This is a genomic window from Proteus genomosp. 6 (assembly GCF_040139785.1).
Lineage (GTDB): Bacteria > Pseudomonadota > Gammaproteobacteria > Enterobacterales > Enterobacteriaceae > Proteus.
In genome coordinates, this window is record NZ_JBEEVJ010000005.1 from 76,254 (window position 1) to 100,739 (window position 24,486).

The following is a 24,486-nucleotide window of genomic DNA, read 5'->3' on the forward strand; positions in this document are numbered from 1 at the left end:
TATTTAGATTACATCCAACGACGAACGTGGCGACAATATTGTTGCCACGCTTGTGGAAATAATTCACTTAAGATTTTCTCTTCACGCACTATCGTATAGCGATCAGTAATAAAGTAAAACGCAATTGCCGCGCCCAAAAATCCCCAATTACCAAAAATAAAAAATAACCCAATACTAATATCCAAGAAACCGAGATACATAGGATTGCGACTTATTTTATAAGGGCCACTTATTACTAATTGTCGAGGGGTGTGATTGGGGTTAGGAGAGGTTTTTTGTTTAATAAAAAATGAGAGGCAATAAAAAAGCCAGATCCCTGAAGTCGTAATGGTGAGCAAACCGAGGTAAAAAAAGAAGCCCATTTTGAGAGAGCCAGAGTGAAGTTCAAAACCAATAAATGGAATTAGGTTAAGTAATAACCAATAAACAAAAGGTAATCGCAAGAAATTCATTTACTTCCCCCTAAAATAACACTTAATTGTTATTTTTATGTTAAGTCCATCTTGTTATAAATCATTTCAGTATTGAAAATATTTTTCTTTTGTCATTATACTGTCATAAAGCTTCGTTAATTTTCACTCTAACTCCATGATGGGGAATATGAATGACAGAAGCAATGGAAATATCTCGTTACTCACAGAAAACCGGCAACAACCGTTCATTGATGTTTAATGTTCAGGATTGTGACCGGTTTTTTTGTTTTTTGCGACTAAACAGGGTCTGAAGGGGACTCATCGGTAAGTGAATGGAATATAAACAGAGATGTCGATGACTTTTTGAAGACTAACAAGGATAAATTCCACTATGAGTAGACAAAAAGCAGCAACACGTTTACGCCGAGAAAATAAACGCACCTCACGTAAAGAGCAACGTAATGGGGCACATCGAGATAATGTTATGGTCTTACCAGGATTTGGGGATATCAATACAATTGGTATGGCCAGAGAAAAGCGTGATGAGAGGGTGTTATCTCCTCGCAACGAAGCGCAACGCCAATATATAAATGCAATTAAACATCAGAATCTTATTTTTGCCACAGGGGAAGCGGGCTGTGGTAAAACCTTTCTCAGCGCTGCAATGGCTGCCGATGCTTTAATTAATAAAGAAATAGAACGTATCATTGTTACTCGACCTGTGTTGCAAGCTGATGAGGATCTTGGTTTCTTACCTGGTGATATTGCTGAAAAGTTTGCACCCTATTTTCGTCCTGTCTACGACGTATTAGTCAAACGTTTAGGCGCTTCATTTTTACAATACTGTTTAAGACCTGAAATCGGTAAAGTCGAAATTGCGCCTTTTGCTTATATGCGGGGCCGTACTTTTGAAAATGCATTTGTTATTTTAGATGAAGCGCAAAATGTGACGGTAAATCAAATGAAGTTATTTCTAACTCGTATGGGTGAAAATGTTACCGTGATTGTCAATGGAGATATTACCCAGTGTGATTTACCCTCAAATGTAAATTCAGGATTAGCAGATGCTCTTATTCGATTTGAAGCCAATAATCGTGTAGGCGTGATTAAATTTATGCAAGAAGATTGTGTACGCTCTACATTATGCCAACATGTATTAGCTGCTTATAATGATTAAATAGAGCATGGGAATTTTTGTATACATTTAAAAAGGCTGCATACTAATGTGGCCTTTTTATTTGTTGATTTTCCTTGATGTGATTTATCTTTTTTATTAATTGTGGAATATTTAATTTGAATAAAAAATTCCAAAATAAATCAATTCATTTATAGATATTCTTTTTATGACTTGTTATTAATAAATTAATTGTTATTGTTCTTTTGTTTATGATTTTTTAATTAGATAGTAATGCTAAATATTAATACATTTACATATTAACTAAGTATGGTTATGAATCTAATTTGACTTAAGTCACAAATTTAAAAAAGCGGATAAATTCATTTGTTGGTTTTTTAAATTATGGCTAATATCAAATTGACTAGGGTCTAATTTCATCACCTTTAGTTAATGATGGCAATAATAGTAGCTTATTTTTGCTAATTAAATATTTGTCTATTCTTGGGGTTATATATGCTTAAAAATAAACTCCCACTGTCATTATTATCAGTGGCTATATTGTCGACGTCGGCATTTGCTGCAACCAACAGCGCTGGTGGAATAATCTCTTTCTCTGGTGCTATTAGTGATACCACCTGTACAATTAATGGAGGAAATAGTGCGGACTTTTCTATTTTATTAGATCCTATTACCGTAACGGATGCTGGAACAACGGCGAGTACTGTTATTGCCAAAAACCAAAAAGAGTTTGCTTTGACATTCTCTGATTGTGCTCCTGCATCTACGCCAAGTGGAAGTAATTTAAAGATACATTTCTCATCTGCAAATACCATTTCCACCAGTGGATTATATTTAGTCAATGATACCGCTAATGAAAATGATCCATTAGTGGCAAAGAATGTTGGCTTTAGTTTATCAACACCTGCGGCTCCAACAGTTGCTATACCACTGAACGCAACCTTTGATACAGGTATTAAAGGCGATAAAACAGCGCCAGATTCAGATACTCTGCGTTTAATTGCCAGTTACTATAAAACAAATGCGACAGCCGCTAAAACAGGGCCAGTACACTCTAACGTTATCTATACTGTTTCTTATTTATAATATAAAAAAACCAGACTCAATATTGGGTCTGGTTTTTTAGGATGTTTATAATGAAAAAGTTAATCGTTTTTTTAATGGCATTGATATTACCAACGAGTGTATTTGCTAATATTATTATTAATGGTACACGAGTTATTTATTATGAAGGAACCGATAGTGTTAATCTTCAGTTAACCAACAATGGTGATTTAGCTTCACTTGTGCAAAGTTGGATAGATGATGGTGATATAAACTCCACACCTGAAGATGCAAACTCTCCTTTTTATTTATATCCACCAATTGTAAAAATAGCAGGTAGGCAAGGTCAGACATTAAGAATAAAAAATTCTAATGAAAAATTATCAGGAAATGTTGAACGGGTATACTATTTAAATATTCTCGATATTCCAGAAAATGCCGAAGCATTAAAAGGAAAAAGCTATTTGCAATTAGCGATGAAAACACGAATTAAAGTTTTTTATCGCCCAAAAGATTTAACTGATAAACCAGAACTTGTTAATGAGAAAATAACGTATCAATTAAATGGTGATAAAGTTTTAGTTAAAAATAACTCACAGTATCATTTCACGATAGCCTCGATTTCTACACAAGAGACACCCCGTGTTACGCTTGTAGATTCTGAAATGATCCCGCCGTTATCTTCTCGTGAGTTACCTTTAATTAATAAATTAAAAAGTAATTCCGCTGTTGTTATTTATGTTGATGATTTTGGTGTTTATAAATCACAGAATATTAAACTCTAATAGAGATAACATCGTGAATAATTCAAAATACCTCTCAGTTCTTATTTTTTTAGGAATACAAAATTATACTCAAAATCTGTATGCAGAGGGATTTGACACATCTTTATTAGTTGGAAAATCAAAGCATGGCGATATTTCACGATTTTATATTGATGATAAAGTACCTGAAGGAAAGCAACTTGTTGATGTGTATGTCAATCAGGTGTGGAAAGGGCAATTTGAAGTCAATGTGCTAGGGAATAATACGGGGATTAGTTTTGAGTCGGATGATGTAAATAAGTTAGGTTTAAATCTATCTTTGTCGGCAAAGCAAAAAATAGCACAGCAAAAAACAATTTTATCTAATGAATTGGCGACGGGAGTTGCTTCAACATTAGATATTAATAAATTAAGACTGGATATCACAGCACCTCAGATTTCTGTTAAACAATCAGAAGTGGGATATGTTGATCCCAGTTATTGGGAACAAGGTATTTCAGCACTGATTTTATCTTATAATTTAAATTACTATAACTACAAAGAGAAAAAAGGGAATAAGAGTAATAACGAGAGCTTTTTTGCCAATATTAATTCAGGAATTAACTTAGGGGCATGGCAGTTTAGAGACGAGTCTAACTATACTTATTATTCTCATGGTAAAAGCCAATGGAAAAATAATACTCGCTATATCTATAAAGCATTAAGCCAGATAACAGCAGGATTAACGATAGGTGATTTTTATACACCAGCCGCACTCTTTACCAGTATTTCATTTAGAGGCGCTTCATTGGCGACCGAAATGGGAATGCTACCTAATTCAAGTCAAGGGTTTGCACCTATTATTCGTGGCGTTGCACAAACAAACGCATTAGTGAGTGTTTATCAAAACGAAAACTTAGTTTTTCAAGAGAATGTGCCCCCTGGTGAATTTTCTTTTCGTGATATTCAGCCAACAGCTGGTGGTGGTGATCTGTTAGTGGTGGTTCAAGAAGCGGATGGCAGAAGAGAGTCATTTACTGTGCCATTTTCAGCCGTTCCCGATATGCTAAAAGAAGGTGTATATCGCTATAACGTGATGGTGGGGGAATCACGTATTAATAATACCGATTACCGACCTAAATTTGCGCAAGGTGAATTTCATTATGGCTTAAATAACCTTGTTACGCTTTATGCAGGGGGAATTGCCAGTGAAGACTATTATTCGGCATTGATTGGTAGTGGTTGGAATTTCAAATTTGGGGCGATTTCTGCCGATATAACTCATGCAAGTGCAGATCTACAAACAGGCAAAAAAACAGGGCAAAGTTTTCGTCTTGCATATAGCAAATATATGGATGCCACACTAACTAATTTAACACTGGCGGCTTATCGTTACTCTACCCGTGATTATTATAGCTTTGTGGACTCAATTTACTCTCATGATAATTACCAAGCTTGGAAAGATTATCAAAATGATCTTGCTCAACAGCAGGGAAATAATAATGCTGCATCTGATTTAGATCTCACAACATTTGATGCACTACGCGGCTCTAGAGCAAAAAATACGTTTACCATAAACCTTAATCAATATTTAGGTGGCCAGCGAGGTGTTATTTTCCTTTCAGGAACGCATCGAAATTATTGGAATACTGATGAGAGTAATCGAGAGTATCAATTAGGTTATTCAAATAACTATAAAGATATTGCTTATAATCTTTCGGTATCAAAATTAAGAAATTACGATAATAAAGAAGAAACTCGTTATTATTTAAACGTCAGTGTGCCCATTTCATTCTTTGATAAAAGAGCAAATATTAATACTTCGGTTTATGCCACTGATTCACGCTATCAGCAATCTACATTGAGTATGAGCGGAACAGCAGGTAAAGATGACTTGGTTAATTATACCTTAACAGGCTCTAATCAGACGGGTGGGAATAATTTAGTCGGTGCTAATGTGAGCTATCGCCATCCTTATAGCACTTTATCTGCCTCTTATACTGAAGCAAATAATTATCGTCAAGGTGGACTGGGAACCCGAGGAACTATTGTTGCTATACCTAGTCATATTGCGTTTTCTGGGGATACTGGAAAAACTTATACTATTATTGAAGCGCCTATGGCGAATAATATGATGGTTAATGGGAATAAAGCGACATTAACCAATAATCAAGGTGTTGTTTTAGTCGCGAATACGATCCCTTATCGAACGAATACTTATATATTAACAAATACAGAATACCCATCGAATGCAGAAGTTTTAGGAAATATAACGCATGTTACGCCTTATTTAGGTGCTGTTAATCATCTCACATTAACCACGGATCAGCGCAAAACGTTCATTATCAGAGCTTCTTTAGAAAATGATGAAAGCTTACCTTTTGGTACTGAAGTTTTAAATAATAAGAAACAGAGTATCGGTTATGTTGGGCAATCGAGTGTACTTTATTTAAAAAGTGATGCGTTACCTTCTTCTGTCTCGATTAAATTAAATGAGGCAGGAAAAACAGAGTGTGTGATTAATCATTTAGTTAATACGATGGATAAAAATAGTAATATCTGTCGATAAAGGAAAGTCTTATGAAATCATCTGCCTTTATATTTTTAATGCTATTAGGAACAATAAGCCAGCAGGCAATCGCTAACTGTAAACCCGATAGCACTATTACTGCACCCAACGTTAATTTTGATTTATCTGCGGATTTAAATAGTACTTCAACAACGATCACAAAATCGAGTAGAACAACATTTCCAGGTACATATAAATGTACAGCAAGAGGATTATTATTTCCTAATACAGTGGGTATCGCTTCACCTTTTAATGATGGACGGACGGGAACAATTGGTTTTAATGGTGGTAAGCAGTTTGTTTCTATTACGTTAACGTCATTAGAAAAAGATAACGTAACGAATATTCCAGCGGGAACACATCCTGCTTCAGATTTAGATACTAACTTTACATTGAAATTTACGTTATTAAGTAGTAAACCTTCGACCAACTACACTGAAGTCAGTGGCAGTACAGCAATTGTTACACCCGTTATTTTAGCCTCTGATGCATCAAGTTTGGGGCTTGTTCAATGGTTATTGAATATTGTCACTAAATTAGTTCAATTTTTATTAACGTGGCAGTGGCCGGTTGATCAAAACGATATTTTCTTACAACCAATGCAAATTACATATAATCCTGTAATGACAACATGTAATTTTTCTAATGCAGGTTTAATTGTTTCATTGCCGTTAATTAGCGTAAAAGATGCAAAAACGGTAGATAAAGCAGGATATACCCCTTTTACATTAAATTTTACATGCCAAGATTTTTTGAGCGGTTCAAAAGCATCACGTAATATTAATATGTTTTTATCAAGCCAGAATTTATTGGCAACGGATAAAACCGTATTAACCAACACAACAGCACAAGGTGCAGGTGGTGTTGGATTCCGTGTCGTAAAAAGTGATAACACCGCAAGCCCGCTTATTTTATCTGACAATATTAATACACAAGGTAGTGCGACTAGTATTTTTAGTGTTAATCAAGGTGGCACCATATCCTCTGCATTTTCGATAAATATGGGCGCTTATTATTATCCTTATAATATTAATTCAGTCACTCAAGGAAAAATGACAAGTGCGGCAACACTTGTGATGTCTTACGATTAATAAGCCATAAAAAATGGAAGCGAAAATGAAAGGTGTTTTAATTCTATTATTCATGTTGATAACACATTTTACTTATGCAAGTGTGGTGCTTGAGCGCACTCGTTTAATACTTTCTGCCGATAAATCGATAATATCGTTGCAAGTTTTTAATCGAAGTGAACAGCCGACATTAATACAGAGTTGGGTAGATGAAGGGAATATTGCGTCCACACCAGAAACGACAACAGCACCTTTTATTGTTATTCCACCTATGACAAAAATAACTGCAAATGGTGGATTACAATTAAAAATACAACAATTAGAAAACAGGTTACCCAAAGATAGAGAATCTGTTTTTTATTTAAATGTATTAGATATTGCACCTAAACCAGAAAATAAAGAAAACCTCAGTACATTACAATTAGCATTGCAAACACGAATTAAACTTTTTTATCGTCCAGCACAACTTAAGTTAACCACCGAGGATGTTTTTAAAAAAATAGGGATAACTCATAATGGAGAATATTTAGAAATAAATAACCCTACAGCTTATTACTTTACAATTTCGAAGATGTATTTTAATGATAAAGAAGCACTATTAACAAATGCCATTATGGTTGCTCCTTTTGCAAAACAGCACATTCAATATCAAAAGCAAACTGATATGAACCAAGTAATTACTGTTATCTATATCGATGATGATGGAAACTATCAGCAAGATAAGAAGAATATACATTAATTATATTTGTATAATAAAAAAGGCCGCATATTATTAATGAAATTAATATGCAGCCTGTACAGCCAACGATTAGCCTTTAATTTATCGCTTAGCTTACATCTTCGTTATCCATAACATGGTGACGTTCAGCATGATAGCCTTCTTCGTCATAACCAAAACGCCAATAAGGAACGGCATAAATCAAGCTACGATCGTAACCATTATCACGACGAATATGGCGTCTTAATGCACGAATAATTTTGTCTTCACCTGCAATCCAAAATGCCACATCTTCAGCAGGTAATTCCCACGACATAAATTCATTAATTAAGTTTTGAGTTTGTTCTTCAACAGAACCAATTAACCAGATTATCTCTAAGCCACTAGGACGTTTAATTTCTTGGCGATGCGTTTCGTCTTCTACTCGTATAACGACTTTCCCTTGAACATTAGGCTGCATGGCTTCAATTAAAGCCATTAAAGCAGGTAATGAACTTGGATCTGCTGCCATATAGTAATGTGACGCTGGTGCTAATAAAGGCTCAGGGCCACCTGGATTAGTGATCCCAATATAGTCGCCTTGCTTAGCATTTAGCGCAAAATGAATAGCGGGGCCTGCATCGTTATGTACTGCAAATTCAATATCTAACTCTTTTTGTTCAGGGCGAATAGCGCGAACACTATAAGTACGTACAATCGATCTTGGTTCACCTTCAGGCCATTTAGGGCCTTTTTCAGAAAAGCCTGGGACTGTTGGTTTAACTTGGCCTTCTAAAGGTAAGAATATTTTTAAATGTGCCCCCGCAGTATCTGTTGGGTAAGTATTTAAATCATCACTCGTAAAGGTGATACAACGCATTCCCGGTGTAACATCAGTAATGCGCTTTACTTGAACTAGGCGAGGAGGCGCTGGTTTATAAATACTCTTTTCTTGAGGTGTTTTTTTGTTACTCACGTTTTTTTACCTGACTCATTTAATTGTTTTATTGACGTAGATATTATCATTTTCAATTAATAATGATAGTCATTATCAAAATTAACGTTGATTTAGTAAACGAATGCGTATTTTTTACTTATGTCTAGTGATTAGGTTCAAATTAACAATAAAGAAAAAAACTTAAAAATCAATGTAATAAGCTTAATGTAATAACTCTAAGGCATTAATTAAAAAGTCAGAGATAAATAAAAATACTAAATTACAATACAGAGGGAGGTGAATTGGTGTTCTTTTTTTAACGAAGGAATATTTTCAGATGGTTGTAACAAAGGAAGGAAAATCAATTAATACAGTGAGTAAACTTAATAGTAGGTATACTCACTGTATTGTCATATTAATTCAGCACTAGATTAAGCTTTTGGATCTGGACCAAATCTGTTGTCACCTTTAGTACCCTCAAGGCACATAAAGACAAAAACAATTAATCCACCAACAGCAGGAATAAATGCAAGTAAGAACATCCAACCTGATTTATCTTGATCGTGGAAACGACGAATAGTCACTGCAAGACTAGGTATGATAATTGCTAAAGAATAAATACCTATAATAATACCTGCAATTGAACCTAGTGAACTCATTTCACCTGTATTCATATCTACTGATGAAATTAAAATAGCGTATAGAACAGTAATAATAATGGTATTTACTAGAGTAAACATCCAATATTCTTTTCTGCGAGCACGGCCTGAAAAGTTAGCGTAATTATTTTTAATGACTTCCAAATACCAATTCATGACTTCATCCTTAATTTAGTAGCAACAATACGTAAGCCTAGTGTAAGAGATCTTTCTTAGCAATTAAGATAAATCTAAATTATCAAAATATGTATTTTGAACAGATATTATCCATATCCACACTTTTAATAGGGTGTGGATTTAATTCTTGAATTAATCATATGAGCATACCTGAATGACACATTCAGCGTGTCTTTATAGAATAATACAGATATGGATCCTCTAGGCGCCGATATCATAATTACTTTGGAAGCCTAATTCAACATTCATTCTATCTTATTTCTAGAGAGAAGGCTTTTTATAGGATTATTTATATTTTTATTTATCGTAATACATGCATAAAAAAGATTTTATCTCTTATTGTTAATCAAAAATGATGTATTTAAAATGATTTTATCAAGGAGTTTGATTTAAATTTAGTTAATCATGGAAGAATAAAAATATTTGTTTTTGTATTTTCTTTTATAAAAAAATTATTTATATAAAATTAGCTGTTAAAAGAGCATTCTAATAAGAATAGGTTAAGTTTTAATGACATTACACGGTAACCCACTATCTTAAATAAAGATAAAAGGGCTGAAGATAACTTCAGCCCTTTCTTTACTTCACTTCTATTTTATAGCTTACCATATTCGGCGCTAGTTAATTATATTGCTGTATGTACTTTGCCTTTACTTGACTTTCATTCCGGCTAACGTCATTAAGAAACGGAAGAGGGAAGACACAGCAAATAAGGCTAAAACACTACAAAACCAAATTGTAATCAACCATCCCCATTTTTTTAATAATGAGGGTTTACTTTGTATTTGTGGATCAGTGATAACCTTCTTCATAATTTGTTTTTCCTCTGAAAACGTAATAACTCCAGAATGTGTAAACGAGAATAATTGGAATAATAAACAATGCGCCAACTAGCATAAACCCTTGACTTTCTGGTGGTGCAGATGCTTCTACAAAACTAATTGCAGGTGGAATAATGTTAGGCCAAATGCTTATGCCTAATCCTGCAAAGCCTAAGAAAATTAAAGCCAGCGCACCAAAGAAAGGAAGGTAATGTCCTTGTTTTTTCACTGAGCGTAAAATTAACCAAGTGCTGTACAACACTAAAAGAGGAACAGGTAAAAAGAAGAACAGATTTGGTAATGTGAACCAACGTTCAGCAATTGCAGGTTGCGCTAATGGTGTCCATGCACTGACGGCTGCAATGACTGCAAGCATAATGAGTGTGAGAGGTTTAGCGACCTTATATAGACTCTGTTGTAAATGACCTTCGGTTTTCATAATCAGCCAGCCACATCCTAATAATGAATAGGCGATAACTAATCCAAATCCACAAAAGAGTGCAAAAGGGGATAACCAGTCAAAATAGCTACCCGCAAAGGCGCGATTAACAACCGGCAAACCTTGAACAACGCTACCCACGACAACACCTTGCATAAAGGTGGCTAAGATAGAGCCAAAGATAAATGCTTTATTCCAAAAGCCTTTATGACTGTCATCTGCTTTAAAACGAAATTCAAAAGCGACACCACGGAAAATTAATGCGACAAGCATTAAGGTTAAAGGCATTGCCAAGGCATCAAGAATAACCGCGTAAGCTAATGGGAAGGCACCAAATAATGAAGCTCCACCTAGGACTAACCATGTTTCGTTACCATCCCATACAGGGGCAACAGTATTCATCATTAAGTCACGATCTTGGTCACTTTTAATAAATGGATAAAGCATACCGATACCAAGATCGAAACCATCCATTACGATATACATTAACGTACTAAATACGATAATGATGAACCAAATAACTGGTAAATCAATTCCCATGATGAACCTCCGGTGTACCTTTACGGATTAGTTTTAACATATAGGCATATCCAATACCGAATACAGACCCATAAACAACTAAGAAGATCAGCAGGCTTATACTCATATGCATTTCGCCATGTGCAGATACGGCATCTCGTGTTCGTTGTACGCCATAAACAACCCAAGGTTGACGTCCTACTTCTGTTGTAAACCAACCAGCAAGAATAGCGATAAGACCCGAAGGCGCCATTAAGAAAGTTAAGCGTAAGAAAGCTTTAGATTCATAAAGTTTCTTTTTATATCGCAGCCAAGTTCCCCATACACCAACTAAAATCATTAACATCCCAAGGCCAACCATAATGCGGAAAGACCAGAAGACGATAAGTGAGTTTGGTCGATCTTCTTTAGGAAACTCTTTTAATGCCGGAACTTGTTTTTCTAAGCTGTGAGTTAAGATCATGCTGCCAAGATAAGGAATTTCTATCTTATATTTCGTTTCTTCAGCATCCATATCAGGCACACCAAAGAGAATTAACGGTGTTGCTTCTCCTGGTTCATTTTCCCAGTGACCTTCAATAGCGGCGATTTTAGCGGGTTGATGTTTTAAGGTGTTTAAACCATGAACATCTCCAATGAGTGCTTGAATTGGTGCTAAAATTAAAATCATCCATAAAGACATTGAAAGCATTTTTTTCATTGCAGATGTTTTATGGCCTTTGAGTAGATGCCATGAAGCAGATGCAGCAATAAAGAAGGCGGAAGCAAGGAAAGCTGCAACACCCATATGAGCAAGGCGATAAGGGAACGATGGGTTAAAAATAACGGCGATCCAATCTACCGGAACGACTTGGTTATTTATAATTTCAAATCCTTGCGGTGTTTGCATCCAGCTATTTGAAGCCAAGATCCAAAACGTAGACATTAATGTGCCTAATGCCACCATACAGGTTGCGAAAAAGTGAAGTTTTTCACCTACTTTATTCCAGCCAAACAGCATCACACCTAAGAAACCAGCTTCTAAGAAGAAAGCGGTAAGTACTTCATAAGTGAGTAGAGGGCCTGTAATTGAGCCAGCAAAATCAGAGAAAAAGCTCCAGTTGGTTCCAAATTGATAGGCCATAACCAAACCAGAGACAACGCCCATAGCAAAGTTAACAGCGAATATTTTTGACCAAAAATGGAATAGCGCTAAATAATCCTTATTGCGAGTTTTTAACCATAAACCTTCCAATACGGCTAAAAAGCTAGCCAGTCCGATCGTAATTGCGGGAAAGATAATATGGAAAGAAACTGTGAACGCAAACTGGATACGCGCCAAATCAAAGGCACTTAACCCAAGCATAAAAACCTCGTTTTATTGATATAAAAATGTAAATTGCAGGTAAAACGTGTGGATTAGTAGACCATATGACAGTAAGCTATAATAGTGACAATAAGTTTAAAAATGACTATAACAGTTTTGAGGTAAACAGTTTTATATGACTCGATATGAACAGCTTGCATCGCAAATACGCCAACAAATTGAAGATAATATCTGGCAATCTGGCGACCGTTTACCTTCATTGCGGGATACGGTGAAACAATCAGGTTTAAGTTTAATGACTGTTTTACAATCGTACCAGTTATTAGAAAGCCAAGGATGGATAACAGCGCGACCACAATCAGGTTATTACGTTGCACATCGTAATAACCGTTTCGGTCAAGTAACCGCTAGCAAAGGGCTACACATGAGTGAAAATGTTGAAATTAGCACCTCTATTTTCAATGTACTTCAAGCGTGTAAAGATCCTGAAATTATTCCTTTTGGTTCCGCTTTCCCCGATCCCAGCCTATTTATTCAGCCTAAATTAAGTAGCGCATTGGCTTCTGCTGCAAGGCATTTAGCGCCTCAAAGTTCAGTGATCAATCTACCACCAGGAAATGAAAAGTTACGCCGTAACATTGCGCAACGCTATGCATTACAAGGAATTCATGTCTCTCCAGATGAAATTGTGATTACTGCTGGTGCAATGGAATCACTCAGTTTTAGTTTGCAAGCCGTTACCGAACCGGGTGACTGGGTCGTGATTGAATCACCTGCATTTTATGGTGCATTACAAGCCATTGAGCGTTTACGATTAAAAGCGATTGCCATTAGAACAGATCCAGTAACAGGAATTTGTTTAGATGAACTCGAAAAAGTGGTTGAGCAATACGATATTAAAGCCTGTTGGTTGATGAGTCATTGTCAAAATCCATTAGGTGGAACAATGCCTGATGAAAATAAAATAAAGCTGGTGGATATATTAGCGAAGAAACAGATAACGCTAATCGAAGACGATGTCTATGGCGAACTCTATAACAGCCAGAAAGCACCTATGCCAGTAAAAGGTTTTGATAAAACAAATAGCGTTTTACATTGCGCTTCTTTTTCTAAATGCCTTGCACCGGGATTTCGTGTGGGTTGGGTTGCAGCTGGAAAACATGCAACAAAAATACAGCAGTTGCAAATGATGAGTACAGTATCTGCGAGTATGCCAACACAACAAGCTATTGCCGATTATTTGTCACAAGGTGGCTATGATACGCATCTTCGCCGATTAAGATTATTATTAGAACAAAGGCGTTATCGTATGTTACAAGCGATACAAACGCATTTATCAGAAGATGTAAAAGTGAATATTCCATCAGGAGGATATTTTCTCTGGTTAGAATTTGAATCAACATTTGATGCGAATAAACTCTATCATTTTGCATTAGAGAGAGGTGTCAGTATTGCGCCAGGTTCAATGTTTTCCACCAGCTCTCAATTTAATCATGCATTTCGTTTAAACTCTTCTTTTCAATGGAATAGTCGTACTGAAAAAGGAATGGAAATTATTGGAGAAGGGTGCAGAAAATTACGACGTAAATAGCTGACGCCAGCGCACATTTTTAAAAGTTAACTATTGATTTATTGACGGTAATCTCCAATGATTGATCCCTAACCTCATTATCAGACTGATAGCCAGATATTGAAGGAGGATACAATGAAGCTACGTTGTTTTGATCAACAAGAGTTACCGTTTATATCATGGAATAATCAAAAAGGCACAACGCAAGAAATTGTGTGCTGGCCAGTTAATAATGATTTTTCATGGCGAGCGTGTTTAACCTCTATCGAAGAGAATAGCTCATTAGGACAGTTTCCTGACATTGAACGGCAAATAGTGCTATTAGAAGGTAATGGCATCAATTTAAATAGCCCTGGTTTTCTTAATCATTCCGTTACTGACTTTTATCAGCCTTTTGATTTTTCAGGTGATATTCCTGTTAAATCTGAACTTATTAAAGGCAGCGTAAAGTGTCTAAATATTATGGTGCGTCAGACATGTTGGAAAGCAGAGACGACCTTAATAACACAACCGCTTATTTTACCTAGTTCTCATGCAGGATTAATTTATGTCACTCAAGGTGAATGGACTTTAATTGGCGCGACTTGCCAGCGTTTATCAAAAGGACAGGGGGCTTGGTGGTTACCTGATATTCGAGAAGGTGAAATAAGACCGTTAACCGCAAACTGTCAATTATTATGGGCAGATATTCGACCACTTAAATAGAGGGCATTCTTGTGGTCAAATTCTGATTAGAATAATAAATAGTGCTTAGGATTAAGGCTAATTTAAAGCCAGATTAATTGCTGCAAATGTGAGTAATCCACCCGCGATGCCATCGTTATAGCGGCGACGTTTTTCACTTAAACCGCCTTTTAAGCCAATATAAGCAAAAAAGGTGCCGAGCAAACCATAAATAATTAAGCAAGTCGTGATAAATATCCCAGATAACAGTAATGATTGTGTTGCGATATCATTATGATTATCAATAAAGTTTGGTAAAATAGCGAGATAAACTAATAGTCCTTTAGGATTAAGAAAACTGGTTAAAAAACCTTTACGAAATAAGTGTGAGGTTTTTGAGGCATCGAGGGCTAATTGACCTTTTTTGCAGGCGGATATCAACATTTTGACTGCAAGATAACTGATATAAAACACACCAACCCATTTGAGTAAATGAAATAAAATGGGTGATGCTGACACTAAGGCGGCAAGCCCTAATGCGCTTAGTAATGCATGGGTTAAATAGCCTGATATAACGCCAGCGTTGGCAACCCATGCAGATTTCATACCGCCTGATAGCCCTTGAGATGAGATAAAAAGAATATCGGGCCCAGGTGTGCAGATAAGCGGTAGAACCGTTAATGCGAATAATAATAAAGTGTTAAATTCCATCTTTTCACCTGATAGAGATAGTTTAAGAGAAATATCGTTTTTGCTGTGAAATTTAGCGGAAAGATTATATGATGTTTTCGAAAAAATCGGGTTGCTTTGTTGCTAACAAAAAGAATTAATTGGCAATAAAATTCCATAAATAGAATTAAGGTTAATCTTTGATGTCAATAAAATTAGATAAGATAGATAAACATATTTTGCAGGTGCTTCAACGTGATGGCAAAATCCAGAACATTGAGCTGGCAAAAGAGGTTGGACTCTCACCTTCTCCTTGTCTTCGTCGCGTGCGTTTACTTGAAGAATCTGGTGTGATCACTCGTTATGTTGCTGTATTAGATGGTAGTAAGGTTGATGCAGGGTTATCTTTATTTGCAAGAATTTGGTTTAGAGCACAAGATGCTGAAACTATTGAAGAATTTGTAAAGGCTATCAAGGTATTACCTGAAGTGGTTGAGTGTCATTTAATGGCAGGCGAATGCGATGCGCTAATTCGAATTGTGACGAAAGATTTAGCAACGTATCGTCGCTTCCATGCCGATTATTTAACACAAATTCCAAGCATCCAAAGTATAAAAACAGAAGTACCAATGGAAACGGTAAAAGTGAGTTTTGCTTTGCCACTTTAATTTTCTAAACAGTTAGGTTTAGTTGATTTTAAATTATCACACGATATTCTTAGTCGAGAAAGCCTCTAGTTAAAGTTAACGGAGGCTTTTTTATAACTATAAGTTAAATTATCCAGCTTTTAATAAAACGATATATTTCTGGTGTATAAAGCAACATACAAATAAATAATGATGCACCAATAAAATAGATATCAAATGACCAAGTACATAAAGAGACAATAATTAACATTAATATTGTAAGAATGACGATACAAAGTCTGAACTGTGTAAGAGTTATTTGACCTGCACACGATAATAACTCACCAATTAACTCAAAAAATCGGACATCTTACTTCATTAAAATAAATCCATTTAATAGAATTAAGTATATTAGGCTTATTTATTACAGTCTAATTTTTTATCTTTAAGTTATTTTACTTATATTGTTCCGTGTACTCTTGTAATAATAGAGCTAATAAGTAGCTCTATTATATTTAATTTCCTGTTTAGATTATCAATAAAGAAATTTATTTTTTTTGAGATAAATTGGAAAATTCTTTTGTTACAATCTCTGTGGCTTTCACAATAATATCTTTACGGTATTTTGCATCTTGTTCTTGTTGTGTGAAATAGACCACTAAAATTAATGGTGCATGGTTTTTAGGCCAAATAACGGCGATATCATTAGTCGTACCATAATCACCACTGCCAGTTTTATCCCCAACAATCCAGTGTTTTGGTAAACCCGCTTTAATACTGTGATCACCTGTTGTATTGCCTTTTAACCAAGTAACAAGCTGTTGACGTTGAGATTGACCTAATGCGTCACCTAATGTCAATGCTTGAAGGCTTTTAGCCATAGCAATTGGAGAAGTCGTATCACGAGGATCACCATGAATTGCTGTATTTAATTCAGGCTCTTTACGATCTAGGCGATAAGTTACATCATTAATTGAACGTGCAAATTGAGTGACTTTGGCTGGACCACCTAAATAATCTAAGATTTTATTCATTGCTGTATTATCGCTATATTGCAACGTAGCAGCACTTAATTGAGCTAAAGACATTCCTGTTACTAAATGTTTTTCTGTAATAGGGCTGTAAGCAACTAAGTCGGATTTTTTAATTGTAATATTCTTATCTAATAATCCCGCTTGTTTTTCACTCTCTTTTAAAACTGCCGCAACAGCCATAACCTTACTTGTACTTGCCATCGCAAAACGTTCTTCACCACGATATGTTATTTGTGAATTATCTTCCGTGTTGATTAAAGCAACACCTAAACGACCTTGGCTATATTTTTCAAGCGTACTTAATTGCTCTTCAATCGTATTATTGGTGTTAGCCCATAACATTGGAGATACCAATAGAGATATTAATGAAACTGCAATCGTCGCTGTTTGGCGAAATGTTGTTTTAAACATAGTCATTGTTGCTCATATTAAGTTAATAAAGAAAATATCAATATAAATAGACAGTTATTGAGTAGATATAGAGCCGTTTATTTATGAGGTGCAATATCCTATTTAATTGATTTATTGACAATCGATAATAAATCACCTTAGCCTATAGAAAATCTAATGGCTAAAAATATTATGCGAACTCATCTTCCCCTAAATGCATTACGTGCATTTGAAGCTTCAGCAAGGCACCTTAATTTCACCAAAGCGGCATTAGAGCTGTATGTCACTCAAGGTGCTGTTAGCCAACAAGTGAGAATGTTAGAAGAGCGACTTGGCGTTATTCTTTTTAAGCGTTTACCCCGTGGCTTAGAAATGACGGATGATGCCCAGATTTTATTTTCTGTGTTAACAACGGCTTTTAGTGATATTGAGCGTGTATTTAAGCAATTTGAACGTGGTGAATATCGCGATGTTGTTTCAATTGCGGCTGTTGGCACATTTGCGGTGGGATGGTTATTACCTAGATTAGCTGAATTTAGGCAGTTATATCCAAGAATAGAATTAAATTTAAGAACAAATAATAATGTGGTTAATTTGGCTACTGAAGGATTAGATTTTGCGATTCGATTTGGTGAAGGTTTATGGCCATTGACACATAATAAAGCGTTATTTTCTGCGCCATTAACGGTGTTATGTTCATCAGATACAGCGAAACGTTTACAACATCCGACAGATTTAATAAATGAAAACTTATATCGCTCTTATCGAGAAGATGAGTGGTTACAATGGTTTGAAAAAGCAAAGATGCCGCCGATAAAAATAACAGGCTCTATTTTTGACTCTTCACGCTTAATGATTGAAAGCGCAATTTATGAAGGGGGTGTTGCATTAGCACCCGCAAAAATGTTTTCAAGAGAAATTAAAAATGGTCAGTTAGTACAACCCTTTAAAATAGAAGTTGAATTGGGAAAATATTGGCTAACATATTTAAAATCAAAGCCAATGACAGCATCAATGGAAATATTTCAGCAATGGCTAATGAATGAAGCGCTAAAAGAAATCAGTGAATGATATAAAAATAAAAAAGCACTGATTAATCTCAGTGCCATTTGTTGTTTTTACTTGCATATATTTTTTCAATTACAAAGAAAAATGCTCTTTTACTATTTCTCTGCCTATTTCAATAGATGCGGTTGCAGCAGGTGATGGAGCATTACAAACATGCAGCGAGCGTTTGCCTTTTACAAAATGAAAATCATCTACTAATTTCCCTTCACGAGTTAACGCTTGGGCTCTAACACCCGCAGGACCTGGATGAATATCTGCTTCACGTAAATCAGGAATGAGTTTCTGTGCATTTGCAGTAAATAATTTACGTGAATATGAGCGGCGAAGCTCTGCCATTCCTTCACCTAAATAATTTCCAGCAATTTTCCAAAATCCTTTATAAGTCAGCACTTCAGTGAGATCTTTTAAGTTAATATCGCTTTTTTTATAGCCTTCACGCTTAAATGCTAATACTGCGTTAGGTCCAACATCACGATGCCCGTTATACATACGCGTAAAGTGTACACCTAAGAAGGGAAAATCAGGATTAGGAACAGGGTAGATAAGATGGTTTACTAAGTAGTTTTTATTAGCATTAAGCATAAAATATTCACCACGGAATGGGACTATTTTCATTCCTGTGTCATAACCTGCCATTTTAGCAATACGATCACTAAATAAGCCGGCGCAATTAATCAACCATTTACCTGTAAATTGATTATTGGATGTTGTGACAGTAACAGTATCATCGGTTTCATTAATTGCTGTCACCGTTTGTCCAAATGCAAATTCACCGCCTCGTGATTGAATAATTTCAACGTGTTTTGCTGCAATTTCAGGGTAATTCACAATACCTGCATCAGGAACTAATAGAGCCGCGATACCATTGACATAAGGTTCTCTGACTTTAAGTTCAGATTCAGTCATTTTGATAACTTCAAGCCCGTTTTCAATGCCACGTTGATAGATATTTTCTAACGCTTTTAACTCTTTTTCATTGTTAGCAACAATAACTTTGCCACAACGATCATAATAGAGATTATGTTGTTGGCAAAACGCATATGTCGTAATGTTGCCTTGTTTTGCCAGCCTTGCTTTAAGGCTCCCTGGTGTGTAATAAATACCGGAATGAACAACATTACTGTTATGCCCACTTTGGTGAGCAGCAGGGCCTGACTCTTTATCAATCACTAGCAATTTCAGCTCAGGTTGACTCTCTTGTAGCGCACTTGCAACCCCTAATCCAACTAATCCCGCACCAATAATAATCACGTCATAAGCCATAATATTATCCATTTTATAAATTTTAAATTAACAGGGTTCTTGTTGTAATCGCTTTAATTTGCCACGTACATTGGTTAAATGAAGACGCATTCTATGGCTTGTTTCATCGTGATCTTGTTGGCGTATTGATTCGACAATTGCCTCATGTTCCGCAATCACTCGCTCAATTTCAGTATCTCGTCCTTTGTTTTTACTTAGCGAATACATTAATACGCCAAGGTAGAGTTCGTGTAAGTTATCTAAGATCTGGACAAAAAAAGAGTTATGAGAGGCAACCATAATAGAACGATGAAATTGATAGTCCTCTTTATGACCAATACTTTTGTTTTGTCTTGTTGCTAAAACAAAGGCATCGTGGGCGTTTTCGATAGCGCGTAATTCTTCTGGTGTTCGACGTAAAGCGGCAATAGCTGCCGCTTCATGTTCAATGACCTCACGCATTTCGAGCAGTGAATCTATCTCTTCAGGGCAAGCAATTTCCATTACCAATGGTTCATATTTACTGAGTATAGAATGGTCAATTACACGGCGACCACCCCCTTGGCGTGAAGTTACTATGCCACTGGCTTCTAAGACACCTAATGCTTCTCTGATGGGAACTCGACTGACGCCAAAGGCGTCAGCAAGTACATTTTCAGAGGGTAACTTTTCACCAATAGGGTAAGTCCCGTTACTAATATTTTGCTTTATCTGCTCAAGAATTTGATGCGACGCTTTTTGGCGTGAGATCTTTTGTATCATCTAGTTTTCTCCAGATGCATGCTCCATATTGGCTAACTGTTTTTTAGACCGTAATAAATGGAATGCACCCGTTAATAGGATCAAGGCGACACCTAAAAGGTCGGTATATAAGCCCGGTTTAATCATTAGAATTGCCGCTGCTGCAAATGCAATACGCTCAAACCATGTTGTTTTAATCATCCAGAAGTTTGCCGTTGCGATACTGAGTGCATAAATTCCGATTAATGCACTAATAATCATTAATCCAATTGAAAGTACACCTAAATTATCACCTTGCATCAGTAAAGCAGGGTTATAGACTAAAATAAACGGAATAATAAAACCGGGAAGTGCTAAACGAACCGCATCCCATGATGTTTGCATTGGATCAGCTCTAGCAATACTGGCCGCGGTATAACTTGCTAATGCTACGGGTGGTGTAATATTGGATAAAGCTCCGAACCAGAAAACAAAGAAGTGAGCCGCTAAAGGCATAACACCCGCTTTAATTAAGATAGGTGACACTGTAACGGCTACGACAATATATAACGCCGTTGAAGGTAAACCCATACTTAATACAATGCACACTAGCATAACGACTAATAAGATCATCCATAATGTGTTATCTGTCATTGAGACGATATTGAATGCCAATGTTGCACCGATACCTGTCATTGTCACAACACAGATGATGACACCGATTGCAGCACAAGCGACAGTCACTTGAACAGATCCACGAGCCGCTTCCGCTAAGGCGTCAGCTACTTTAGTTAATGTCATACGGACTGATTTATCAGGCGTTATCCAACTTGCGATAATAATGGTCAGAATACCTAAGAAGCCTGCATAAATAGGTGTTTTACCCACTAATAAAGTGCCAATAACAATAACTAAAGGTAGTAATAATAAACCACGCGCTTTTAATACCGCTTTAACTTGTGGAATATTCTCTTTACTTAAACCTTTTAATCCTTGTTTTTTGGCTTCGATATCAATCGCCATAATTAAAGCTGCGTAATATAACAACGCTGGAATAATCGCTGCAATAACAATAGTGGTATAAGAAATGCCTAAAAAGCCCGCCATAATAAATGCGGCAGCACCCATAATAGGTGGCATTATCATACCGCCTGTTGATGCTGTTGCTTCTACGGCACCCGCAAAGCGAGGCGTTAATCCAATGCTTTTCATTAAAGGAATGGTAAAAGTCCCCGTTGTTGCTACGTTGGCGACAGCACTTCCGCTTAATGAACCTGTTAATGCAGATGAAATAACAGCGACTTGAGCAGGACCACCTCGGCGACGACCCGCAAGAGCAAGTGCTAAGTCATTAAACAGGGCTGTTGCGCCACTGACACTTAAGAACGATCCAAAAAGAATAAAGACAACAATCGCTGTCGAGGCTGTTGAAAGGGTGATCCCAAAAATACCTTCACTGGTCATAAATAAACGGTATAACAATCTTTCTACAGAAAATCCGGCATGACCGAAAATACCCATAAAATACTGACCAAATAAAGCATAGATAATGGCAAAAGTTGCAAGCCCTGGAATGAAATACCCAGTGGTTCTTCTTGCTGCTTCAAACAGTACAATAATACCCAGTATTGCCATGACATAATCGGTAGTGTTGGGAATACTTTTTCTTACAACATGAAGATCGACGTAATTAAAGAAAAAATATCCATAACTGATTAATGTTAAAGCAATAAAAAGATAATCCCATCCATTAAATTTAGGCGTTGAAAAACGCTTAGAGAATGGAAACAGAATAAAGCCTAGAATTAAAATACCGCTAAGAAAAATAGTATTACGGTAAAATTCTTGAGTATTTGATAATGCGTTGGAATAAATAGCGTAAAGCGAAATTAATATTGCAAGAGTCGTGGTAATTTTCAGGTAAATACCTGCAAGTTGGCGATTGCCGGAGCTTGCTTCTTTATCTAATGCAGGTGGCTCTACCGGAGTTAGGTGGTCATTGTTAGTCATAACTCACTCCTGTTATTTATTATTAGTCTGCGTTTGAGCTTCTGGTGGAATAAGATAATCAGGGATCTCTAATCCGATTTCTTTGTAGTAGCGGTAAGCCCCTAAATGTAATGGTACAGAAACACCTTTTAATGCATTTTCTGTGGTGATGTACTTGGCTGCGCTGTGAACTTGATGAACCTCTGGAAGGTTCTCAAACATGGTTTTTGTCAACTCATAAACCAGATCATTATCAATGCTGGTTGTGGTCATTAAGATATTAGGTTGAGCAATCGTATTGACCATTTCAGTTTGACGAGGGTAGGTGTTGGCGGGGATTTCAAAACGAAACCATGAATTCGCTACATGATTGATATCATCAAGTTGCTTATCCGTGACTTCGAGTAATTTTGCACTGACACCACTTGCGTACATATCAGTTACCGCAGAAGCTGGCACCCCAGCAGGTAATGCACCACCATCAAGGCGGCCATCTCGCATGGCAGAAACGGTATCGCCATATCCAAGATATTCAGGTGTGATATCTTTTTTAGTTAAATTCACGCCTTGAAGAATAATAATCGTGGATTGTTCAGTACCACTGGCTTGAGGACCCACAGAAAAGCTAGTCGCGCGAATATCTTCTAATGTGCCCGTTTTTACTTTGTTATCCATTAAAACAAAGTGCTCAACATTAGGCCATAACATAGAAATTGAACGCAGATCTTTTTCTGGTTTGCCTTCAAAATTACGCACCCCTTCATAAGCCTCTACGGCTAAAAGGCTTTGTAAAATTGAAAGTTGAGCTTCATTTTTCTGCATTAAATAGATATTTTCTATCGATCCTGCTGAAGATTGTCCTGTTACTTGAACACCTCTGTCCTTAAGATGTGTACTCCATACGTTTGCTAAACCCACTCCCATCGGATAATACGTTCCTCCTGTTGAAGCGGTTGCTACAGAGAGAAATTGTTTATTCGCATTCTCTTTTTTGCCGATTACTGCTAATGAGACAACAGCAATAACAGCAACAATACCGATGGCAAGCTTTGTTTTTCTTATTCTCATGATGTTGTTCCTGTACATAAAAACGCAGGTGAATGTTTCACACTAACTTGTATACAACATGACAACTTTTATAGAAAACAAGAAAGTTAAAGAATTGTGAGGTGACGTAATGAAATTTAAACAAGAAAATAACAATTTGTGATCAACATAGTAATTATGCAATTTTTAATCATAATTATGGTGATAGTCATAAAACACAAAAGAAAATATCAATAACTTGCTAGGGAAACGATAAAATGAGCTAAAAAATAGCCTATTTATCGATAATAAAAAATAAAATGAAAAAAAGAGAAGTTGGTAGAAATTTAAACAATTTTGCGAAAAAAAGTGAAAATAGATGAGTTTGAGAATTAAGAAAATAAGTAAAATTAAGGATTAATCAGTATTCTTATAATGCAATAGAGAGCACTCCTGTTGCAATTAGAATAAACATTGCAGACCACACCAATGCAGAAATAGCGCTAGTGATATAAATACCATAAGCAGGTAATTTTAATAAGCCTGCACTAAAGGGTGTTAAATAACGAAAGACAGCTAAGAATCGAGAAATAAACAAAATATAGTACGTTTTATTTTTTAATAACTGTTGAACTCGATTTATTTTTGATTGATAACGCTTAACCCACAATTTAAGACGAGGAAAACGATAAATTGAACACCCCAATTCATAGCTTAAAATTGAACCTAATAAGGCACCAAAACTGGTTGCTAACCAAAGAAATATCGGGGAGTAAAGTGGTAAACAGGCACCAAAAATAAAGATCAACATCAAAGATGCTGGTGGCAAAAATGAAGAAATACCGATGGTCGATTTTCCAGCCGTGATTAAGATAATAGATAAGAATAGGGTAATAGGAGATAAGTGACTCAATGAGTCTAATACCATGTGAAAGATTTCCATTTAATTATCTCCAGCAG

Annotated in this window: 23 protein-coding genes; 10 read left to right on the forward strand and 13 right to left on the reverse strand. The window is 36.1% G+C overall.

Features of this window, described 5'->3' with window-relative positions:
- Window positions 1-8: 8 nt before the first annotated feature.
- Complete coding sequence (locus tag ABN212_RS07975; RefSeq protein ID WP_160230411.1) at window positions 9-452, reverse strand: methyltransferase family protein; 444 nt, start codon at window positions 450-452, stop codon at window positions 9-11.
- Between the two features lie 352 nt (window positions 453-804).
- Between ABN212_RS07975 and phoH the strand changes: the two genes are divergently transcribed.
- The 6 genes from phoH (at window position 805) to ABN212_RS08005 (ending at window position 7,713) form a co-directional block, all read left to right on the forward strand.
- Window positions 805-1,590, forward strand: a complete 786-nt coding sequence (gene phoH, locus ABN212_RS07980; protein ID WP_198619949.1) for a phosphate starvation-inducible protein PhoH — start codon at window positions 805-807, stop codon at window positions 1,588-1,590.
- 453 nt (window positions 1,591-2,043) lie between these two features.
- Window positions 2,044-2,634 carry a fimbrial protein gene (locus ABN212_RS07985; protein WP_100160253.1) on the forward strand — a complete coding sequence of 197 codons (591 nt, stop codon included), beginning with the start codon at window positions 2,044-2,046 and terminating at the stop codon, window positions 2,632-2,634.
- 50 nt (window positions 2,635-2,684) lie between these two features.
- Complete coding sequence (locus ABN212_RS07990) at window positions 2,685-3,377, forward strand: fimbrial biogenesis chaperone (protein WP_198619950.1); 693 nt, start codon at window positions 2,685-2,687, stop codon at window positions 3,375-3,377.
- A 13-nt stretch (window positions 3,378-3,390) separates the two neighbouring features.
- Entirely contained in the window at window positions 3,391-5,904 is a 2,514-nt protein-coding gene (locus ABN212_RS07995; protein WP_311747430.1) for a fimbria/pilus outer membrane usher protein, read from the forward strand.
- An 11-nt stretch (window positions 5,905-5,915) separates the two neighbouring features.
- Window positions 5,916-6,995: a fimbrial protein gene (locus tag ABN212_RS08000; RefSeq protein WP_198619951.1), complete on the forward strand. Its 1,080-nt coding sequence runs from the start codon at window positions 5,916-5,918 to the stop codon at window positions 6,993-6,995.
- A gap of 13 nt (window positions 6,996-7,008) precedes the next feature.
- Complete coding sequence (locus ABN212_RS08005) at window positions 7,009-7,713, forward strand: fimbrial biogenesis chaperone (RefSeq protein WP_198619952.1); 705 nt, start codon at window positions 7,009-7,011, stop codon at window positions 7,711-7,713.
- 88 nt (window positions 7,714-7,801) lie between these two features.
- On the opposite strand, the gene ABN212_RS08010 is transcribed toward ABN212_RS08005, so the two are convergent.
- The 5 genes from ABN212_RS08010 to ABN212_RS08030 form a co-directional block, all read right to left on the reverse strand.
- Window positions 7,802-8,647, reverse strand: coding sequence for a siderophore-interacting protein (locus tag ABN212_RS08010; protein WP_198619953.1), 846 nt, complete (start codon window positions 8,645-8,647; stop codon window positions 7,802-7,804).
- A 392-nt stretch (window positions 8,648-9,039) separates the two neighbouring features.
- On the reverse strand, window positions 9,040-9,423 hold the full coding sequence (locus tag ABN212_RS08015; RefSeq protein WP_198619954.1) for a DUF805 domain-containing protein: 384 nt from the start codon (window positions 9,421-9,423) through the stop codon (window positions 9,040-9,042).
- A 671-nt stretch (window positions 9,424-10,094) separates the two neighbouring features.
- On the reverse strand, window positions 10,095-10,256 hold the full coding sequence (locus ABN212_RS08020) for a DUF2474 domain-containing protein (RefSeq protein ID WP_109372179.1): 162 nt from the start codon (window positions 10,254-10,256) through the stop codon (window positions 10,095-10,097).
- The gene (cydB, locus tag ABN212_RS08025; RefSeq protein ID WP_198619956.1) at window positions 10,237-11,244 is read right to left on the reverse strand and encodes a cytochrome d ubiquinol oxidase subunit II; all 1,008 of its coding nucleotides are present in this window, start codon (window positions 11,242-11,244) and stop codon (window positions 10,237-10,239) included. The genes ABN212_RS08020 and cydB overlap by 20 nt, the downstream gene beginning before the upstream one ends.
- Window positions 11,234-12,568 (reverse strand): cytochrome ubiquinol oxidase subunit I, encoded by a 1,335-nt coding sequence (locus tag ABN212_RS08030; RefSeq protein ID WP_198619957.1) that lies wholly within the window; start codon window positions 12,566-12,568, stop codon window positions 11,234-11,236. The genes cydB and ABN212_RS08030 overlap by 11 nt, the downstream gene beginning before the upstream one ends.
- A gap of 136 nt (window positions 12,569-12,704) precedes the next feature.
- Here ABN212_RS08030 and ABN212_RS08035 point away from each other — a divergent pair, with 136 nt between their 5' ends.
- Together ABN212_RS08035 and ABN212_RS08040 are read left to right on the forward strand one after the other, a co-directional pair.
- On the forward strand, window positions 12,705-14,120 hold the full coding sequence (locus ABN212_RS08035) for a PLP-dependent aminotransferase family protein (RefSeq protein ID WP_198619958.1): 1,416 nt from the start codon (window positions 12,705-12,707) through the stop codon (window positions 14,118-14,120).
- A 114-nt stretch (window positions 14,121-14,234) separates the two neighbouring features.
- Window positions 14,235-14,804 (forward strand): HutD/Ves family protein, encoded by a 570-nt coding sequence (locus ABN212_RS08040; RefSeq protein ID WP_198619959.1) that lies wholly within the window; start codon window positions 14,235-14,237, stop codon window positions 14,802-14,804.
- A gap of 57 nt (window positions 14,805-14,861) precedes the next feature.
- Here the strand turns inward: ABN212_RS08040 and ABN212_RS08045 are convergent, their stop codons facing one another.
- Window positions 14,862-15,473, reverse strand: a complete 612-nt coding sequence (locus ABN212_RS08045) for a LysE family translocator (RefSeq protein ID WP_100160242.1) — start codon at window positions 15,471-15,473, stop codon at window positions 14,862-14,864.
- Window positions 15,474-15,634: 161 nt separating this feature from the next.
- Here ABN212_RS08045 and ABN212_RS08050 point away from each other — a divergent pair, with 161 nt between their 5' ends.
- Window positions 15,635-16,099, forward strand: coding sequence for an Lrp/AsnC family transcriptional regulator (locus tag ABN212_RS08050; RefSeq protein ID WP_023582027.1), 465 nt, complete (start codon window positions 15,635-15,637; stop codon window positions 16,097-16,099).
- Between the two features lie 506 nt (window positions 16,100-16,605).
- Here the strand turns inward: ABN212_RS08050 and bla are convergent.
- Window positions 16,606-17,502 (reverse strand): class A beta-lactamase, encoded by an 897-nt coding sequence (gene bla, locus ABN212_RS08055; RefSeq protein ID WP_198630011.1) that lies wholly within the window; start codon window positions 17,500-17,502, stop codon window positions 16,606-16,608.
- A 171-nt stretch (window positions 17,503-17,673) separates the two neighbouring features.
- Here bla and ABN212_RS08060 point away from each other — a divergent pair, with 171 nt between their 5' ends.
- Window positions 17,674-18,552 (forward strand): LysR substrate-binding domain-containing protein, encoded by an 879-nt coding sequence (locus ABN212_RS08060; RefSeq protein WP_198630012.1) that lies wholly within the window; start codon window positions 17,674-17,676, stop codon window positions 18,550-18,552.
- Window positions 18,553-18,621: 69 nt separating this feature from the next.
- On the opposite strand, the gene lhgO is transcribed toward ABN212_RS08060, so the two are convergent.
- The 5 genes from lhgO to ABN212_RS08085 form a co-directional block, all read right to left on the reverse strand.
- Window positions 18,622-19,824 (reverse strand): L-2-hydroxyglutarate oxidase, encoded by a 1,203-nt coding sequence (gene lhgO / locus ABN212_RS08065; protein WP_349443091.1) that lies wholly within the window; start codon window positions 19,822-19,824, stop codon window positions 18,622-18,624.
- Window positions 19,825-19,839: 15 nt separating this feature from the next.
- Window positions 19,840-20,553: a FadR/GntR family transcriptional regulator gene (locus ABN212_RS08070; protein ID WP_109372191.1), complete on the reverse strand. Its 714-nt coding sequence runs from the start codon at window positions 20,551-20,553 to the stop codon at window positions 19,840-19,842.
- Complete coding sequence (locus ABN212_RS08075; RefSeq protein ID WP_349443092.1) at window positions 20,554-22,521, reverse strand: TRAP transporter permease; 1,968 nt, start codon at window positions 22,519-22,521, stop codon at window positions 20,554-20,556.
- Between the two features lie 12 nt (window positions 22,522-22,533).
- The gene (locus ABN212_RS08080; RefSeq protein WP_109372195.1) at window positions 22,534-23,568 is read right to left on the reverse strand and encodes a TAXI family TRAP transporter solute-binding subunit; all 1,035 of its coding nucleotides are present in this window, start codon (window positions 23,566-23,568) and stop codon (window positions 22,534-22,536) included.
- Between the two features lie 388 nt (window positions 23,569-23,956).
- Complete coding sequence (locus ABN212_RS08085) at window positions 23,957-24,469, reverse strand: DedA family protein (protein ID WP_349443093.1); 513 nt, start codon at window positions 24,467-24,469, stop codon at window positions 23,957-23,959.
- Window positions 24,470-24,486: the final 17 nt, after the last annotated feature.

Excerpts from the sequence above, each read along its gene's own strand:
- ABN212_RS07975 (WP_160230411.1), bottom strand. The coding sequence starts at position 452 with ATGAATTTCTTGCGATTACCTTTTGTTTATTGGTTATTACTTAACCTA.
- phoH (WP_198619949.1), top strand. The coding sequence starts at position 805 with ATGAGTAGACAAAAAGCAGCAACACGTTTACGCCGAGAAAATAAACGC.
- ABN212_RS07985 (WP_100160253.1), top strand. The coding sequence starts at position 2,044 with ATGCTTAAAAATAAACTCCCACTGTCATTATTATCAGTGGCTATATTG.
- ABN212_RS07990 (WP_198619950.1), top strand. The coding sequence starts at position 2,685 with ATGAAAAAGTTAATCGTTTTTTTAATGGCATTGATATTACCAACGAGT.
- ABN212_RS08000 (WP_198619951.1), top strand. The coding sequence starts at position 5,916 with ATGAAATCATCTGCCTTTATATTTTTAATGCTATTAGGAACAATAAGC.
- ABN212_RS08005 (WP_198619952.1), top strand. The coding sequence starts at position 7,009 with ATGGAAGCGAAAATGAAAGGTGTTTTAATTCTATTATTCATGTTGATA.
- ABN212_RS08015 (WP_198619954.1), bottom strand. The coding sequence starts at position 9,423 with ATGAATTGGTATTTGGAAGTCATTAAAAATAATTACGCTAACTTTTCA.
- ABN212_RS08020 (WP_109372179.1), bottom strand. The coding sequence starts at position 10,256 with ATGAAGAAGGTTATCACTGATCCACAAATACAAAGTAAACCCTCATTA.
- cydB (WP_198619956.1), bottom strand. The coding sequence starts at position 11,244 with ATGGGAATTGATTTACCAGTTATTTGGTTCATCATTATCGTATTTAGT.
- ABN212_RS08030 (WP_198619957.1), bottom strand. The coding sequence starts at position 12,568 with ATGCTTGGGTTAAGTGCCTTTGATTTGGCGCGTATCCAGTTTGCGTTC.
- ABN212_RS08035 (WP_198619958.1), top strand. The coding sequence starts at position 12,705 with ATGACTCGATATGAACAGCTTGCATCGCAAATACGCCAACAAATTGAA.
- ABN212_RS08040 (WP_198619959.1), top strand. The coding sequence starts at position 14,235 with ATGAAGCTACGTTGTTTTGATCAACAAGAGTTACCGTTTATATCATGG.
- ABN212_RS08045 (WP_100160242.1), bottom strand. The coding sequence starts at position 15,473 with ATGGAATTTAACACTTTATTATTATTCGCATTAACGGTTCTACCGCTT.
- ABN212_RS08050 (WP_023582027.1), top strand. The coding sequence starts at position 15,635 with ATGTCAATAAAATTAGATAAGATAGATAAACATATTTTGCAGGTGCTT.
- bla (WP_198630011.1), bottom strand. The coding sequence starts at position 17,502 with ATGTTTAAAACAACATTTCGCCAAACAGCGACGATTGCAGTTTCATTA.
- ABN212_RS08060 (WP_198630012.1), top strand. The coding sequence starts at position 17,674 with ATGCGAACTCATCTTCCCCTAAATGCATTACGTGCATTTGAAGCTTCA.
- lhgO (WP_349443091.1), bottom strand. The coding sequence starts at position 19,824 with ATGGATAATATTATGGCTTATGACGTGATTATTATTGGTGCGGGATTA.
- ABN212_RS08070 (WP_109372191.1), bottom strand. The coding sequence starts at position 20,553 with ATGATACAAAAGATCTCACGCCAAAAAGCGTCGCATCAAATTCTTGAG.
- ABN212_RS08075 (WP_349443092.1), bottom strand. The coding sequence starts at position 22,521 with ATGACTAACAATGACCACCTAACTCCGGTAGAGCCACCTGCATTAGAT.
- ABN212_RS08080 (WP_109372195.1), bottom strand. The coding sequence starts at position 23,568 with ATGAGAATAAGAAAAACAAAGCTTGCCATCGGTATTGTTGCTGTTATT.
- ABN212_RS08085 (WP_349443093.1), bottom strand. The coding sequence starts at position 24,469 with ATGGAAATCTTTCACATGGTATTAGACTCATTGAGTCACTTATCTCCT.